Source organism: Paenibacillus sp. MER 180 (assembly GCF_023713665.1).
GTDB lineage: Bacteria > Bacillota > Bacilli > Paenibacillales > Paenibacillaceae > Paenibacillus_B > Paenibacillus_B suaedae.
In genome coordinates this window covers 1-15,515 of sequence record NZ_JAMAVT010000030.1, presented here as the reverse complement: position 1 = coordinate 15,515, position 15,515 = coordinate 1, and the positions used below count along the sequence as shown (strand labels likewise).

Here is a 15,515-nt window from a genome sequence, read left to right as displayed (position 1 = left end):
TCTCCCTCCAGTGTCGGTAAGCCCTTTCATTCCATATTATACTGGTTCGTTGTTGAAAGAAGATCATCCAAATACAACCAAGCCGGCCCTCCCGATGAGGTACCGACTTGGTGTAGTTGCAAAGCTATTAATATGCTTGATCAAAGGCGGACTTTTTGAACTTCCTCTCTTATAGGGAAACTTCTTTTTGTCCGGATAGCTTCAGGAAGACCAGCAGCGATATGACTGTGATGACGGTTAGGATTGTAGATAGTGCTGCTGCCACGCCATAGTTGCCGCGAATAACTTCGGTATAAATAGCAACCGTAACGGTCTTCGTCTTACCTGTATACAAGATGATCGAAGTACTTAATTCAGTAATGATTGTGATCCAGCTTAGAATTGCACCGGAGACAACGCCCGCGAGCATCATCGGCAGTGTAATCTTGAAGAATGTCTTCATCTGAGAAGCGCCCAAGCTGATTGCGGCTTCTTCAATACCGCCGTTAATTTGATGCAAAATGGCTGCACTGGATCGAATCGTATAAGGCAACCGCCGGATGACGAACGAGATAATCATAATGAATGCTGTTCCGCTCAGTGCCAGCGGCTTATCGTTGAACGTAATCAACAAGGCGATACCTAAGATAGAACCAGGAACGATGTAAGGGAACATCGTGAAAATATCGATTGTGTTCGTTAATGCATTCTTTCTACGAACGGTTACGTAAGCAATCAGAATCGCAAGCAGGATAATGATGACGAGCGACACGATAGCCAGGATGAACGTGTTCGTAATGACACCGCCGATGCTATTAAAAGCATTCTGATAGCTTTGCAGTGAGAAGCCATCAACGAAGACGCGGCCGTTCGATTTCAAGAATGAAGTATAGATGACGTACAATTGCGGCAGCAGCGCGATTAACGTATACAGATAGATGACAGCATGCGCCGCGATGTTGCCGATGCCTTTTTTCTTCTTCGCTTCAAGTGGATGCAAGGCACTCATTGTGATGGACTTGCGGTTGGCGATGAACTTCTGCATCAGGAATACTGCCGTTGCGAACAATACAACGATGACACTGATTGCGGCAGCAAAGCCGTCGTCGCCGCCGACTTCACTGATGAACTCGGTAAAGATCAGGACAGGAACGGTCTTGTAGCCTTCACCGATCAGCATCGGCGTACCGAAGTCGGCCAGCGCGCGCATGAATACGAGCAGCCCGCCTGCGAGCAGGGTTGGTGTGATGAGCGGGAGCAGTACCTTGCGCATCTTGTTGATGCCCTTGTAGCCCATGCTCTCTGCCGCTTCCATGAGCGATTGGTCAACATTTTTGAGTGCCCCGGATACGTACATGAAGATAAGAGGCACCATTTGCAGGGTCAAGACAACTAATATACCGGTAAAGCCATATATGTCAGGCATTTGGAAGCCAAATGTATTGCTGACGAATTTGGTAATGACGCCGTTTCTTCCGAGTAGAAGAATCCAAGAGTAAGCACCGATGAACGGGGCCGACATGGACGAGAGCAGAATCAAAATCCGAATCGTTGAGTCCCCTTTAATCTTAACGGTAGCCATTATATAGGCTAGCGGTGTTGCGATGAGCGCCGCAAGGGCGGTTACGCTGACGGTAACTTTAATACTGTTGAATAGTGCATTGGTGTAATACGGCTTGCTGAAAAACTTCACGAAGTAGGCGAGTGAGAAATCGCCTGTTGTGCCGTTGAAAAAGCTTTTGAACAGCATCGTAAACAAAGGCAAGGCTAGGAACAAAAGATAGAAACCAAATATCAGGAACGAAATGTTAGTCCAGACGTCAAATCGTTTGCGCGTCCCCCTCATAGTTGACCGCCCCTTGTATAGTTCAATTCACCTGCAGCATCGTATACATTGATTTTTTCCTTTTTCACCTTCAAATGAACGACTTGGCCAGGATCAAGAATCTGTGTTGTCTTCGATTCCTGTGTAATTTCCACGCGCTGACCGGATTCCAGATCGACGAAGTAATGTGTGTTCTGCCCCAAAAAGACGCTGTGCACGATGGTTGCCTTCATTCCCGTCTGATCCTCAGTAATGACGAATTCCTCTGGGCGAACCGAGATTTTGACATTCAATTCATTTTGCTTCGCTGAAGCCGGAAGCTGAATGTTAGGAAGCTCCTCAGCATAGCCGGAACCGAAGTTCACCTTATAGCTGTCGCCCTGACGCGTTAAGCTGCCTTCGATAATGTTCGTGCGGCCGATGAATGTAGCTACGAACACGTTGGCTGGGCGTTGATAGATTTCCTGCGGTGTGCCCAAGTGCTGAATGACGCCCGATTTCATAACGGCGATGCGATCGGATACAGCCATAGCCTCTTCCTGATCGTGTGTTACATACACCGTTGTAATGCCGACTTCGCGTTGAATTTCCTTAATCGCGTTCCGCATATCGACGCGGAGCTTCGCATCAAGGTTGGACAACGGTTCGTCCATGAGCAGTACATCCGGGTGGATGACGATTGCACGGGCAAGCGCGACGCGCTGCTGTTGGCCACCGGACAGGTTCTTCGGCATGCGATCTTTATATTGCTCGATTTGTACGACCTTGAGGATATCTTCTACTTTGTCGTTGATTTCGGCCTTGGACAACTTGCGGTTCTCTAGACCGAACGCGATATTTCCCTTAACCGTAAGGTGAGGGAAGATTGCATAGCTCTGGAACACCATCCCGATATTCCGCTTGCCTGGCTCAACCTGATTAATGACGCGTTCGTTGAAGTTGATTGTGCCGCCTTCAATGCTGTTGAAGCCAGCAATCATGCGCAGAAGTGTCGTTTTTCCGCACCCGGAAGGACCGAGAAGCGTGAAGAATTCGCCTTTCTTGATCTCCAAGGACAACTCTGGAATAACGGTCGTATCGCCGTATTTTTTGACTAGGTCTTTTATTTTTATTGTTACGCTCATTGTTGTCACCTAACCTTTTTATAGGTAGTCAAAAAGTCCGATAATCAAAAGTGGTGCTGAGAACCGGACTTTTTGACACGCATATTTTGATTCTGAAAACCGATTATTTGCTTGTGAATACAGAGATGTAACGCTCTACGATTTCGGATTTATGTGCACTTACGTAGTCTGTATCTTCGTCAATCATGTTGATCTTGTCGAGTGGCGTCATGTAGTCGCCGAGCTGCGTATCCTTGCGAAGCGGACGGTTCGTCAATTGCGTGCCGAATGCGTCTTGTGCTTCCTTGGACAGGATGAAGTCGATGAACTTCTTCGCATTTTCCATGTGTGGTGCGTCTTTAATTATGGCGGATGCTGCATCCAAGAATACTGCGCCTTCCTTCGGATACACGACTTCTACTGGTGCACCGTTTCTGACATATGTGCTAGAAGGATCTTCGTATGTTAAGCCAACGATGTACTCGCCGTCTGCGACACTCTTATGAACTGCACCAGAGCCGCTTGCAATTTTGCCGTCGAGATTCTCAATCAGCTTGCTGACATAATCCCAGCCCTTTTGATTTTCATAGTCGCCGCCCATAGCTTTCAGCATGTTCGTAAGCTGAGCGAAGGCGGAGCTGGAGCTTGCCGGGTCAGCGGATGCGATTTTGCCCTTCAGCTTCGGATTGAGCAAATCTTCATAACCCTCAATTTTGATATCGCCGATCAGGTTCTTGTTCACGAGCAGCACACTGCCGTCTGAAACAAACGGAGTTGCGAAGCCTGTCTTATTGCGATGACCTTCAATCAAGTTCGCATCTTCTGGAGATACGTAAGGCTCATACAGGTCAGCATGCTCGCGGTAGCCCGCCATGGAGCCGCCGAACATAACGTCCGCGTAAGGATTTTTCTTTTCAGACTGTAGACGCTTAACAATTTCCCCTGTACCAGCTGTTACGAGCTCAACCGTAATGCCTGTTTTCTTTTCAAACATTGGGATGATCGTCTTGATGATTTCTTCGCTGTTCGGACTGTAAATGACCAATTTATTGGATGAACCCGAATCCGATTCACTGCCGCCACAACCGCTTAACACTCCGACAAACATCATGCAAGCCGCTAGCATCAAAGAAAGCCTTTTCATTTGTTTATTCCCCCTTGAGCAATGTTCATTGCGTTGTGAGTCTATTGTAGCAAGTATGGTACCGCTTACAAATCCCACAATCCGCAAACATCGTCTAAAATTCGCAAGTGAATTTTGGGTGAGGGAAATAAAAGGCTTCAAAAAGTGGTTTGAAAAGATGATTGACAACATTATACAATTGCCATAATATGAAAGTAACAGATCCGGTCCGCGCCTCTCCATTGGAAGCGTAAAGTGGGCCGGACATTATTTTTATTAGGGTGAAAATTATAATGGACACTTCTGTGAAAGAGTTGAAGCCCCCAACTACATATGATGAACAACTTGACTTACTGCGTTCACGTGGACTTTTTATCCCCAATGAAGCCAATGCCGTCGCAGTTTTAAAACGTATAAACTACTATAGATTTACCGCATACGCCTTAACCCTTAAAGAAAATGATAAGTTCTTCTCCAATATAACTTTCGATTCAATATACAGACACTATGAGTTTGATGCCCGACTAAGGCAACATGTAATGAAGATAGTTGAGTATGTAGAAATAGCATTTCGGACACATATAGCATATACAATTGCGCATAACTACGGCTCGGAAGGTCACAAATCATTGTCAATGTATAGTAATCCTGATTGGTGCATAGAACTTAATAACGAACTTGATCGATGCATTTCGAAATCAAAGGATCCTTTTGTATTGCACCATATATCCAAATATTCTGGGAAGTTCCCCATTTGGGTTGCGGTAGAAGTATTGACCTTCAGTTGGCTTTCAAAGTTATATAAGAATTTAAGAATCAAAGACAAAAAGAAAGTCTCAAAAAATTATAATGTCCATTTTGATGAGATATCGAATTGGTTACATACTCTTACCATAGTAAGAAATCGCTGTGCTCACTATAGTAGATTATTTAATCAAAAACTACCGGTTAATGTGAAGTTCAGAGAGAAGGATAAAAAATTTGAGATTAAAGATAATCAACTATATGCGATCATCTTCAACATGAAGTATTTAATAAAAGAAGGTCAAACGTGGAACTCATGGGTCGCAGAATTAGAATCTATTATAGAAAACTATGATGAAGTCGATATTAGGTTATTGGGATTTCCTGAGCAATGGAAAAGTTACTTGTATGATAGAGAGCAAGTATAAATAAATCATGTTTAAAATTAGGGGTTCATTGCAAGTTGTAAACTTGTGATGGAGCCTTTTTTTGTTCCTTGAGAAATATAAATGTAAAAAAAGAGTGGTAGTAAAACGTGATTAGATAAAAGTAAGAAAAATAGTTAAGGTAACTTATTTTAATAGCTAAAATGTAGGTCAGAACCAAAGATTAGCTACTTTTTACGTCTATTTTGGAATTTATCTTGCAATTGGGGGAACAATAATAAGATTTGCTTTCTCCATTCGTAATAAGTTTTTTCGGATATATCGAGCTGCTCAATAATTTCAGTAATACTTTTATCAGTTGTATAAATTAAGACGATAAGATCAATAATTTTGTCGCGATTTTTTCTTCTATAGAAGAGTGGTTGTCTGTTTCTGGTGAAAGTTATTTTGCAATCTATGCAAAAAAAACGTGGTACGGGATTTTTGGTATGGGCTTTTATATTACTGGAAGAACAATTGGGACAATCGGGGTGAGCAGATTGAGGCTTTTTAGAACTAGACTTTAACGCTCCTTTTATGGATTCAAGTTTGAGGCACAATATCTTTTGAAGTTCTTTCAAACCTTTTTCGTCTAGCTCTACACAATTATTTAAAGCTATTTGTACATCCTCCAATGGACTCATCCAAATTTATCCTCCTAGCAAGTTTTTTGATAATGTATCATCTTCTTAACTAATTAGCAACTATTACCTACTAATGATCTTTACACAGATCTATAAGGGCTAGGCAAATAATCTTGGATCTTGTAACATGGAAATAATTGCTTTTGATTGATTGAATCGAGAGGAGTCGCAACCATTGGAGATTTTTCTTGGCAGTTCGAGTTCTACCGAATCGTTAAACGATCTTAGGAAAATAGCAATGCTCATCGAATCTGAAGGGAAAACACCATATCCGTGGAACAAAGCAGGGGTATTTCCACTGGGAAACTATATGTTGGATAGTTTGATAGAAATCAGCAAGCGAGTAGAGGCAGCGATATTGATTTTTAACGAAGATGATCCGATCTGGTACAGAAATGACTGGGTATTACAACCTAGAGCTAATGTGCTTATCGAGTACGGTATTCTTGTTGCAGCTTTAGGGCGAGAGAGAACCATCATTTGTAGAAGAGGAAATTCACATGTTGCGTCAGACCTCCAAGGATTGGTTTATTGTGATTTAAATAAAGAGTATCGAGCTGAAAATGAGATCTTAGAGTGGTTAAGATTTATAAATAAGCTGAAACAAAGTAAGGTGTCAGAAAATTCCTCTAAATTAGAAGGAGGCAATCTTGATTAAAATCCCGGACTTACAATCGTTACGTGGAGTACCTGAATTAAAGTATGTTAATGCGGATAATGTGGTTCGATATCGCTCTATCATGCGCTACCTTTATCAACAATATCAAAAGTTAAACTATTGGCTGAAAGCTGATGAAATTTACGCGGGCGTCATGTCTTGGAATGTACACAAAGACTATACACTTGAACAGTGTCAGGTTGATTTGGAACAACTAGTAGAGTGGGGGAATTTATCATCACGACATTACGGAGAAAGAGCTACTTCGGTTGAAGAATATTTACGTAAGAAGCATCAATATTTATTAACCCCCTATTCTATAGAGATTGAGCGTTTGCTTGAAAGTTTGGAGACGGTTAGGGGATATGGAGGCTCTCTGGAACCAACTTTGTTTGATACGATTGCAGATACATTATTCAACATAAGAAGAAAAGCAGGTACATATGAACCAGGAGAAGCACTTGAATTATGGAACTTGGTACATGATTCATTTCAAAAATTGCATGAAGCATCAGTGGATTATATAGCGAGTCTTCAGACGGGAATGGCAGAGGAGCTAATGGTCACGGATGCTTTTTTACTATATAAAGATGCGATTACTCACTATTTGAAAGATTTTGTACATGCCCTCCAGCGACGTTCATACAAAATCGAGGGAAATCTTATTCAAATATCTCATCATGTTAGAGATATTTTTCTATACGCAGTAGTAGAAGATGAATGGAACATTCCGAAGATTGGGGAAACAATTACACAAGATCAATATTTTAATGAATTGCTAGACAAATGGAATGTACTGCAACGTTGGTTCCTTGGAGAAGGAAGTTCCTCAAGTGAATTGTTATTATTAGAGCGAGCTACCAAAGAAGCTATTGTGAAAATGGTACGTAGTGCACTGCGTATTCAAGAAAGAAAACGTTCTAACATTAGCAGAAGAAAGGAATTGGATTATTTAGGACAGTGGTTCTATAAGCTGGAGAATGTAGGAATTGCGCATCAATTAGCAGCTTATGCATTTGGGTTATTCGCTACGCGGCATTTGCATGGTGAAGATACGAGAAATTCGGATAGTCAAGGAATATCAATATGGGATGAAAAACCCATTATGAAATCGTTGCGATCTCGGAGTAGGAAGAAACACGAGCGTCACGAGACAGAAGCAGTTATTGATCATACAAGAGATAAAGAGCGCTTAAGAACTGAATTTATCCAACGACATAAACAGGAACTACAGTTTCTAATTCATATGGTTGATAAAGGAGAAACTAATATCTCACTTCTTGAAGAAATCTCTACGACGTCGAGATTACAAATACTGAATTGGATTAGCCGCTGTAATGCTTCGGCTAATTTAGCGATTCAGACTGCTGAAGGTATTCGCATTCAATTAGTTCTACCAACGAGCAAAGAACGGGCAAATCTAGTTTGTGAGGATGGAGAGTTGGAAATGTTAAACTACGGGTTCAGATTTCAAGTGGCGGAGCAACATAGTTGGAATGATTTGCTTCTATGGATGGGTTATATCGGAACATCCGGAGGGGGTCAGGATGGAAACAATTAAAATAGGAAAGTTACATACGAAGAGAAGAAGAACAAATATTGTGGACAAGGATGAACTTACCAATAGAAAAAGACAATGCATGAATGCTCTAGTGAATCTTCCCTGGATTACGAAAGATAGCGATCCTCAATTATACTATTGGATTAAAGAGCAATATACCGAATTAAGAGATTGGTTTATGAATTACACGGGTTACTCACTTATTGTGAATCGGAAAATTGCTAAATTAGAGAAGGTTCCCGTAATTGCATATCCATGGATGGGGTTTCAAGAATTTCGTGAACCACTGGACTATGCGTTATTTACTTATAGCTTATGGTTTTTAGAAGCGAAAACAGAACGTGAGCAATTTCTATTAACCGATCTGGTAAAAGAAGTTCGAGACTTCATGTTTGAGCAAGGCATGGAGGTAGATTGGCGCAACTATTTCCACCGATTGTCGATGGCGAGAGCCTTAAAAAAGTTGAAAAGCTTAGATGTGATACGAGCGGTAGATGGGCAAGAAGCCGATTGGGCTTCAAATATTGATGACGATGTTGAGAAACATAATGTTCTATATGAATGTAGTGCCTATGTCCGATATGTATTACGAAATTTCCCCCACGAACTCATGAATTATGCAGATATGACAGAAATGAGAGATACGATTGATTACAAAGAAAATACAGAAGAAATAAACCAAAAACGAAAACATTACTTATATCGTCGCTATTTACTTGAGCCTGTTGTGCTAGATGACCAATGGAAGGATGATTCACTTTATTTTTACGGGCAAAAAAATTATGTGATTAATCAGTTAAAAACGATGTTTGGTTGGGAAGGAAGTAAATATCGCGAAGGAATTCTATTTTTTGAACCAGAAACGACGACAGATTCGGAAGTATTTCCAACGTTGTCTTCAATTTCTGATATATCTCTCCTTGTATTTGGATATATTCGGAAGCAGACAGCCTCAGATTATGAAGAAGTAATGAAACAGAATGCGCAGGTACACCTTACAAAGCATGAATTGGAGCGAATACTCATTCGATTAAAAGAAGAGCACGGGGAGTATTGGACCAATGAACACCGAAAGATGAAGTCGGCGCAGTTGGCGGAGCAAGTATTGGATCATGTGATGGAATGGGGATTTGGAGAATGGGTTGATGAAACATTCTTTGTGTTAAATGCAGCAGCAGGGAAATGGATAGCTCAGTACGGAACAACGGACTTAGATACGTAAGGAGGATATTCCTTGGTTCTACAAATAAATCTAGAAGAAGAAAATACTATTTTGCATACGGTGAATAGATGGCAAATGAGCCGAGCTGGGATTCTCAATTTTTGGTATTACGATGAAGAAGAATTTCATTTTGAAGAAGGAAGAATGATTTTAAGAGGAGCGAATGGATCAGGAAAATCGGTTACGATGCAAAGTTTTATTCCATTGGTGCTTGATGGAGACAAGAGACCGGAACGACTTGATCCTTTTGGCTCTCGTGATCGTAAGTTGGAATATTATTTGCTTGGTGATGAAGAGAAGGGGCATACGGATCGCACGGGTTATTTATGGCTGGAATTTTATCATTCGGATAAAGAGATTTATAAAACAATTGGCATCGGGATTAGGGCACGCCGTGGTGCGGCTCAATTAGGATTCTGGGGTTTTCTATTAGAGGACGGGCGACGAGTTAATTATGATTTCTGGTTATATGATAATAAGATGTGGTTGGAGCGAGGAAGCAAGATTCCGCTGAATCGGAAAGAATTAACCGATCTAATTGATTCTGGTGGACAGGTAGTGCAGGAGCAAAGCAGTTACCGTGAGATGGTCAATAAAGCTTTGTTTGGTTTTCAAGATTTAGATTCTTTTAAAGACTTGTTGAAGTTATTGCTGGAGTTGCGAAGTCCTAAATTGTCTAAAGATTTTAAGCCTTCTTCGATGTACGAAATTTTGACCAAAGCTTTGCCACCATTAACGGAAGAAGAATTGGGGCCCTTATCGGATGTTATAGAAGATATGGATCAAATTACAGATCAGTTAGAAGAACTTCGTATTCATGTGGATGAGCTTGAGAAATTGAGTGAGAAGTACAGTGAATACAACCGTTTTCTGTTGAAAGTACATGCTGAACAGGTTCTATCCAAATTTGAAGCATGCCAGCAATTAGAAAAACAGGTAACGGAATTAAAGCAACAAGTTATTGAACTTAAAGAAGAACAACTTAATATGAACACTAGCATAGAGCAGGGAAAGGCTAGACTTGGAACAGTAGAAGCTGAACTAGACATTTTAAATCGAAGTGAAGTGATCGAAAAGGGAAGAGAGTTAGAAAGAGCAGAGGAACTGTTAAAAGAAACATTAAGGCAGTTATCTGACATCGTAAAAAGAAAAAATAAAAATGTTATGGCTCTTCATCAAATTGAAAATGATATCGAAAGAGCAAAAGGTAAATTAAACATATTAGATCAGGAACAACATGAAACGGTTGAAGAACTTGAAGATTTTGCGCGAATTATAGAATTTAGAGAACACGATATTTATCATAGGACTTGGACACATGGCTTACTGGAAGATGAACAATGGGCTCGCAATTGGTTTAAAGATCTGGATCGTCACAAAGATAAACTGGAAGTTGCTCTGAAAATTGCGCGTGAGGAAAGAGAAGCTTATAGAGCAGCATCTGAAGCTGAAATTCGCTTAGGGGAAATACATCGTGACCGCAGTAAAGCTGAAGAAGAGCTAACTGTACAAGATAAGCGATTGGAAATAGAAAAAGAAAAGATTAGAGAACATTTGATCCTATGGCAGCAACAATTAACTCAGTTGCCTGTAGACGGGGAAGCGTTACGAGATGCTTTGCGTGCACTATCTTCAATAACTTCAAAAAGTCGCCAATTTGATCAAGTTAGACAAGTCGCTATTCAAGCCCATGAACATAGGAATCAAGAATTCTTGCAACAAATGCTTCAATTACAACATGACAAGAAAGAGCTGATAGAAGATCGCCATAAGCTTGAATTTGAATTGGAGCAGTGGAAATCGAAAAAGGAACCTGAACCTAAGCAGACAGAGAGGAGAAAGGCAACGCGTGATCAGCGTGAAAAGAGTACAGGGTCTCCACTTTATGCGGTCTGTGAATTTAAAGATGATCTAACAGATGATGAACAGGCTTGTTTGGAGGAAACGCTAGAACAAGCAGGACTATTGGATGCTTGGATTTATCCGAATGGGCAAGTATCTATATTGGATCAAGAAAAGGGAGAGGAAGTGTGGATTGAGACCATAGACTCATTCCATGGAACGACACTTGCTAGTGTGCTGCAGGCTACTCCGTCCCAAGAAAGCGGTTTGTCACAGGAAGATGTTCAGGCGGCATTAACGAGTATAGGATGGGGAAATGAAAATGCACAGAATGAAAAAGGTTTCCTAGTTATAGGGAACGGTTCTTTTCGTCTGGGAGCATTAACAGGTCAAGGCTTTGCTAAGCCACGTGCAGAATACATTGGAATAGAAACGAGATTACGAACGAAACAGTTAGCAATGGCCCAATTGGAATCGGATATACAGCAGCTAATAAATGAAATATCTGATACAAATAATCAGCTAGTAAGGTTAGAGGAGAACAATAAAGTTTTAAAGTTTGAGTTAGAGTCTTTTCCGGATGATGTAGGATTACAAGTAGAAATTGATACTTTCATTCAATTTTCGTATCGATTAAAAGAAATTATGAATCAAGAGCATAAAGTGGAACAATGGTACAAAGAGAAGATGACTACGTTAAGGGCGCTTCAGCTAAAATTAACTGAACATACCGTAGAGTGGTCTTTACTAAAAGGAGAAAAGCAAATTAAAGAAGCGCTTGATTCGTGCATGACTTATCGTAACCATATTTCGGTGTTGCAGTCATCTTGCTTACGCTACAGAGAAATTTCCCAACATCTATCCAACCAAGTCGATCAACAAACGAATCTCTTGTTAGAAATAGAAGAAGATGAATTTCAACAAAAAACGACGGACGAAAAGAAAGAGAAGCATACTGCACAAGTTGGCCAGCTAAAAAAATTGATCGCTGAGTTGGGGATTGAGAAGATTCATGAAGAGATCGTGGCTCTAAAACAAGAAAAAACAACTCTTTTGGATCGTTTTAATATACTAGATGAGAAGATGAAGTTGTTAATTGCAAATCTAGCTAGTAAAGAAGCAACTCTCAAAATATATTTAGGGCAATTAACGGAGTGCCAAAAGGAATTTGAATACACAGTAGAGTTGTGGAAATTTGAAATTCAATTCGCTCACGTACCTAAATGGAAAGAGGCTTTCGATCAATTAATGGATGTGAGCGGAATTATAAAGATATGTCGACAAATGAAGAAAGAATATAGTTCACAGTTCGGTATCAAGACGAAAGAGCGCATTGGAAACGAACTTCAACAGGAATATACTACGATTCGGAATAATTTGCGGGACTATGTACTAGATTCGGTTTTCTTGCCATCGGGGAGAATTGTAATTACGTCTAATCGTGACCGGATGAATCCCATGACTCCCTCAACGCTTCTGGATGAGCTAGTCATGCAGCGAGATGAGCAACATGCGTTGCTGACGGAAAAAGACCGGCAATTGTATGAGGAAATCATAATCGGTAGCGTGGGGAAGGCCATTCGACATCGTATTCATCGTGCATATGACTGGACAAAACAAATGAAAGAGCTAATGAGTCAACGTAACACATCAAGTGGTTTACAGTTGTCGTTGGAGTGGGAACCTAAAGCCCCAGAAACGGATGCTCAGCTTGATACCAAGTCGTTAGTTGAACTCTTGCTGCGTGATGCTCATCGAATGGAAGATGAAGAAATCGAACTTGTTATTGGGCATTTTAGAAAACGAATATTATTGGCTAAACACTTTGCTGAGCAAGAACACGGTGCATTACGCAGATATATATATGATTTACTTGATTACCGTTCCTGGTTTGAGTTTAAACTCAACTACCGCAAAGGAGCCCAGACAGGCTATAAGGAACTGACCGATCCTAAATTCAATGTATTAAGTGGCGGTGAGAAAGCAATGGCAATGTATATTCCTTTATTTGCTGCTACTTACTCTCGTTATAATGATGCAAGTGAAGATGCACCTAAAATTATTTCGTTGGATGAAGCTTTTGCGGGTGTGGATGATGCTAACATGAGGGACATGTTCCACTTGCTCACGGACATGGGATTCGATTATATCATGACTTCACAAGTATTATGGGGTTGTTATGATACAGTCCCCCGATTGGCTATTTATGAAATTTACCGGCCAAAAGACATCAATGTAGTGACGTTATTTCATTATCGCTGGAATGGTAAAAGTAAAGTTCTTGTTGAAGACTGACCTTAGGTACGCAATGCTCAGGGAGGTGAGGAGGTCAGGTATGGAGATTGGATACCGAAAAACAGCCAAAGAATATTATAGTGATCCACTCTTAGTCAATTTGCTCAATACTGTATTTAAAAAATATCAAGGGCAAAATGGAGCACGCGGAAATGCAAAAATTGTAGTTCAATCAGATATTGAAGCAGATAGGTTGCAACATTATTTTGGCAATCGGGTGAAGAGATTAATCCGCCCTCATACTGAAGTAGTCGTACCTTTGCAAATTTTTTCTGAAGAGTTGGAGTTAGGGTATAAACTGACCATTCCCGAATTATATGAATTGTTATATGGGCAACCATTGCTAACCAAGTCTGAACAACGGGAAATGAAAGAAAGGCAATGGTCAGAGCTATTTGAAAGAGTGAACAAACGATTTGAGGAGGAATGCGGATCATCTCTCTGTAATGGAGATTTAAGCAAAAATACATTTAATTGGTATGAAAGACTAAGAGATGGAAATGCTCCGGGCTATCAAATTCTAAATAATCTACTGCGGAATGGTGGTAAAGGAGATGACGAGCTTTATTACTGTGTAAAAGCTTTATGGTATTTGTTTTGTAATAAGCTTGGAATTAAGGAAAAAATAAAAAGCGATTCACAGGATGTAAGAATTCCGATCTTCTCTGAATTGGTAACTAAGGATCCTCATGCGTTTGATTTGGAATTTCCAGCAGGGAGGCTGTTACTGACATCATTGGAGACTATTTATGCTAAAAAGCTAGATAATGGGGAGTTATCATCCAATGAATATTTAATAGTACCCGAATTTATGAAACGAAGATACATCTACCGAACTTTTGGCTTGATAGATGATGACATCAGTTCTTTTGCACATGTATTTGCATCAGGTTTTATTTATGGGACTTCACCAAGGACATTAAACTTGCGAGAGATTGAATCACGTGAGGAATGGCCTAAATATCCAGCTTTATATATTTTTGAAAATCCTTCAGTCTTTTCATTTTTAGTGGATGAAACAATACACTTTCTAGACAAAAGCGATTATTCGTTTGAGCAACTCTCAGAAAATTGTCCACCGTTAATTTGTACATCTGGGCAGGCTCGAGCTGCAACTAAGTACTTCATAATAAAAAGCCTTGAAGCGAATCCAGATTGCGAAGTTTTTTATTCGGGGGATTTTGATTTACCAGGGGTACAAATGCTTGTAGGTATGGAAGAACTGATACAAGGTAAGATTTATGTTTTTCGAATGGATTCAGATACATACCGGAAACATATTGATCCTGACAGTTTACCCCTATCACAGAAAGACAAGAAAATTCTACAGAGCCTCAAAGGTGATTTGGCTAAATCAATGGTTGAAGCAGGATTAAAAGTATATCAGGAATCAACAGTCGGTGAACTAAGGGAAGATTGGATTAAAGTAGTGAGTAGAACAATAAGGTAAGCTATCAGATCTAGCGTGAAGAGTAGTTAATAGTACACGATAGCGACCCTTGATTCAAGAGTCGCTATACATATTATTTTGGATCTACACACCTTCATTAACCAACGTCACTGCCCAATGAACTCCATTCCGAGTCAATACCACAACTTAACGAAGACCATTCTGTTCCGATGTTAGCCAGACTCGCTCCCAAAGATGTTTCGGTAGAACCGAACAAGAAAGAGCCATGGTAATCGAGATTAATCTTTCTTTATTAGAATCCTCCTCATTTAATGAAACGACTTCTACTTTCTTTAGAACCATGTATCTCTCATACACATATAAGGTAAGATCATTGACGGCGGGTCGTACGAGATGCGAAGATCAAACAATGAAGGATATTGAGAATCAATAAGACTGTATTCAGCAAGTTTCTCCAGAGGAACTCGATACTAGTGTACAGCTGCTTCTGAAATGAAATATGGGCAAGGCTACGTTAATTTAACAGTTATGACAGTAGAAACCGCATATAATGCGGTCAGGCTGTCGAGAAAGTCTCGACAGCTATTTTTATATTCATTTATTTCAACACGACACCGCGTTAATGTTGTATAATTACGGTAATAAATGAGATCGGGAAGGTGTTCAAGAATGCTTCGTTCAAA

General features: G+C 40.4%; 10 protein-coding genes. 6 read left to right on the top strand and 4 right to left on the bottom strand.

Going from position 1 to position 15,515, the window contains the following annotated elements:
• Positions 1-169: 169 nt before the first annotated feature.
• From M3661_RS28395 to M3661_RS28385, 3 genes are all read right to left on the bottom strand, one after another.
• Positions 170-1,825, bottom strand: a complete 1,656-nt coding sequence (locus tag M3661_RS28395) for an ABC transporter permease (protein ID WP_021255470.1) — start codon at positions 1,823-1,825, stop codon at positions 170-172.
• On the bottom strand, positions 1,822-2,928 hold the full coding sequence (locus tag M3661_RS28390; protein WP_065292493.1) for an ABC transporter ATP-binding protein: 1,107 nt from the start codon (positions 2,926-2,928) through the stop codon (positions 1,822-1,824). The genes M3661_RS28395 and M3661_RS28390 overlap by 4 nt, the downstream gene beginning before the upstream one ends.
• Before the next feature lie 103 nt (positions 2,929-3,031).
• Positions 3,032-4,051: an ABC transporter substrate-binding protein gene (locus M3661_RS28385; RefSeq protein ID WP_021255468.1), complete on the bottom strand. Its 1,020-nt coding sequence runs from the start codon at positions 4,049-4,051 to the stop codon at positions 3,032-3,034.
• Between the two features lie 272 nt (positions 4,052-4,323).
• Between M3661_RS28385 and M3661_RS28380 the strand changes: the two genes are divergently transcribed.
• The gene (locus tag M3661_RS28380; protein WP_251490476.1) at positions 4,324-5,202 is read left to right on the top strand and encodes an Abi family protein; all 879 of its coding nucleotides are present in this window, start codon (positions 4,324-4,326) and stop codon (positions 5,200-5,202) included.
• 185 nt (positions 5,203-5,387) lie between these two features.
• On the opposite strand, the gene M3661_RS28375 is transcribed toward M3661_RS28380, so the two are convergent.
• A complete protein-coding gene (locus M3661_RS28375; RefSeq protein ID WP_251490473.1) occupies positions 5,388-5,843 on the bottom strand; it encodes a hypothetical protein in 456 nt (151 codons plus the stop codon).
• A 175-nt stretch (positions 5,844-6,018) separates the two neighbouring features.
• On the opposite strand from M3661_RS28375, the gene M3661_RS28370 reads away from it, so the two are divergent.
• The 5 genes from M3661_RS28370 to M3661_RS28350 are packed head-to-tail and all read left to right on the top strand — an operon-like array spanning position 6,019 to position 14,871.
• Entirely contained in the window at positions 6,019-6,501 is a 483-nt protein-coding gene (locus M3661_RS28370; RefSeq protein WP_251490470.1) for a nucleotide-binding protein, read from the top strand.
• Entirely contained in the window at positions 6,494-8,062 is a 1,569-nt protein-coding gene (locus M3661_RS28365) for a TIGR02677 family protein (protein WP_251490467.1), read from the top strand. The genes M3661_RS28370 and M3661_RS28365 overlap by 8 nt, the downstream gene beginning before the upstream one ends.
• Positions 8,049-9,284: a TIGR02678 family protein gene (locus tag M3661_RS28360; RefSeq protein WP_251490464.1), complete on the top strand. Its 1,236-nt coding sequence runs from the start codon at positions 8,049-8,051 to the stop codon at positions 9,282-9,284. The genes M3661_RS28365 and M3661_RS28360 overlap by 14 nt, the downstream gene beginning before the upstream one ends.
• A 12-nt stretch (positions 9,285-9,296) precedes the next feature.
• Positions 9,297-13,421: a TIGR02680 family protein gene (locus tag M3661_RS28355; protein WP_251490460.1), complete on the top strand. Its 4,125-nt coding sequence runs from the start codon at positions 9,297-9,299 to the stop codon at positions 13,419-13,421.
• A gap of 40 nt (positions 13,422-13,461) precedes the next feature.
• On the top strand, positions 13,462-14,871 hold the full coding sequence (locus tag M3661_RS28350) for a TIGR02679 domain-containing protein (protein ID WP_251490457.1): 1,410 nt from the start codon (positions 13,462-13,464) through the stop codon (positions 14,869-14,871).
• Positions 14,872-15,515: the final 644 nt, after the last annotated feature.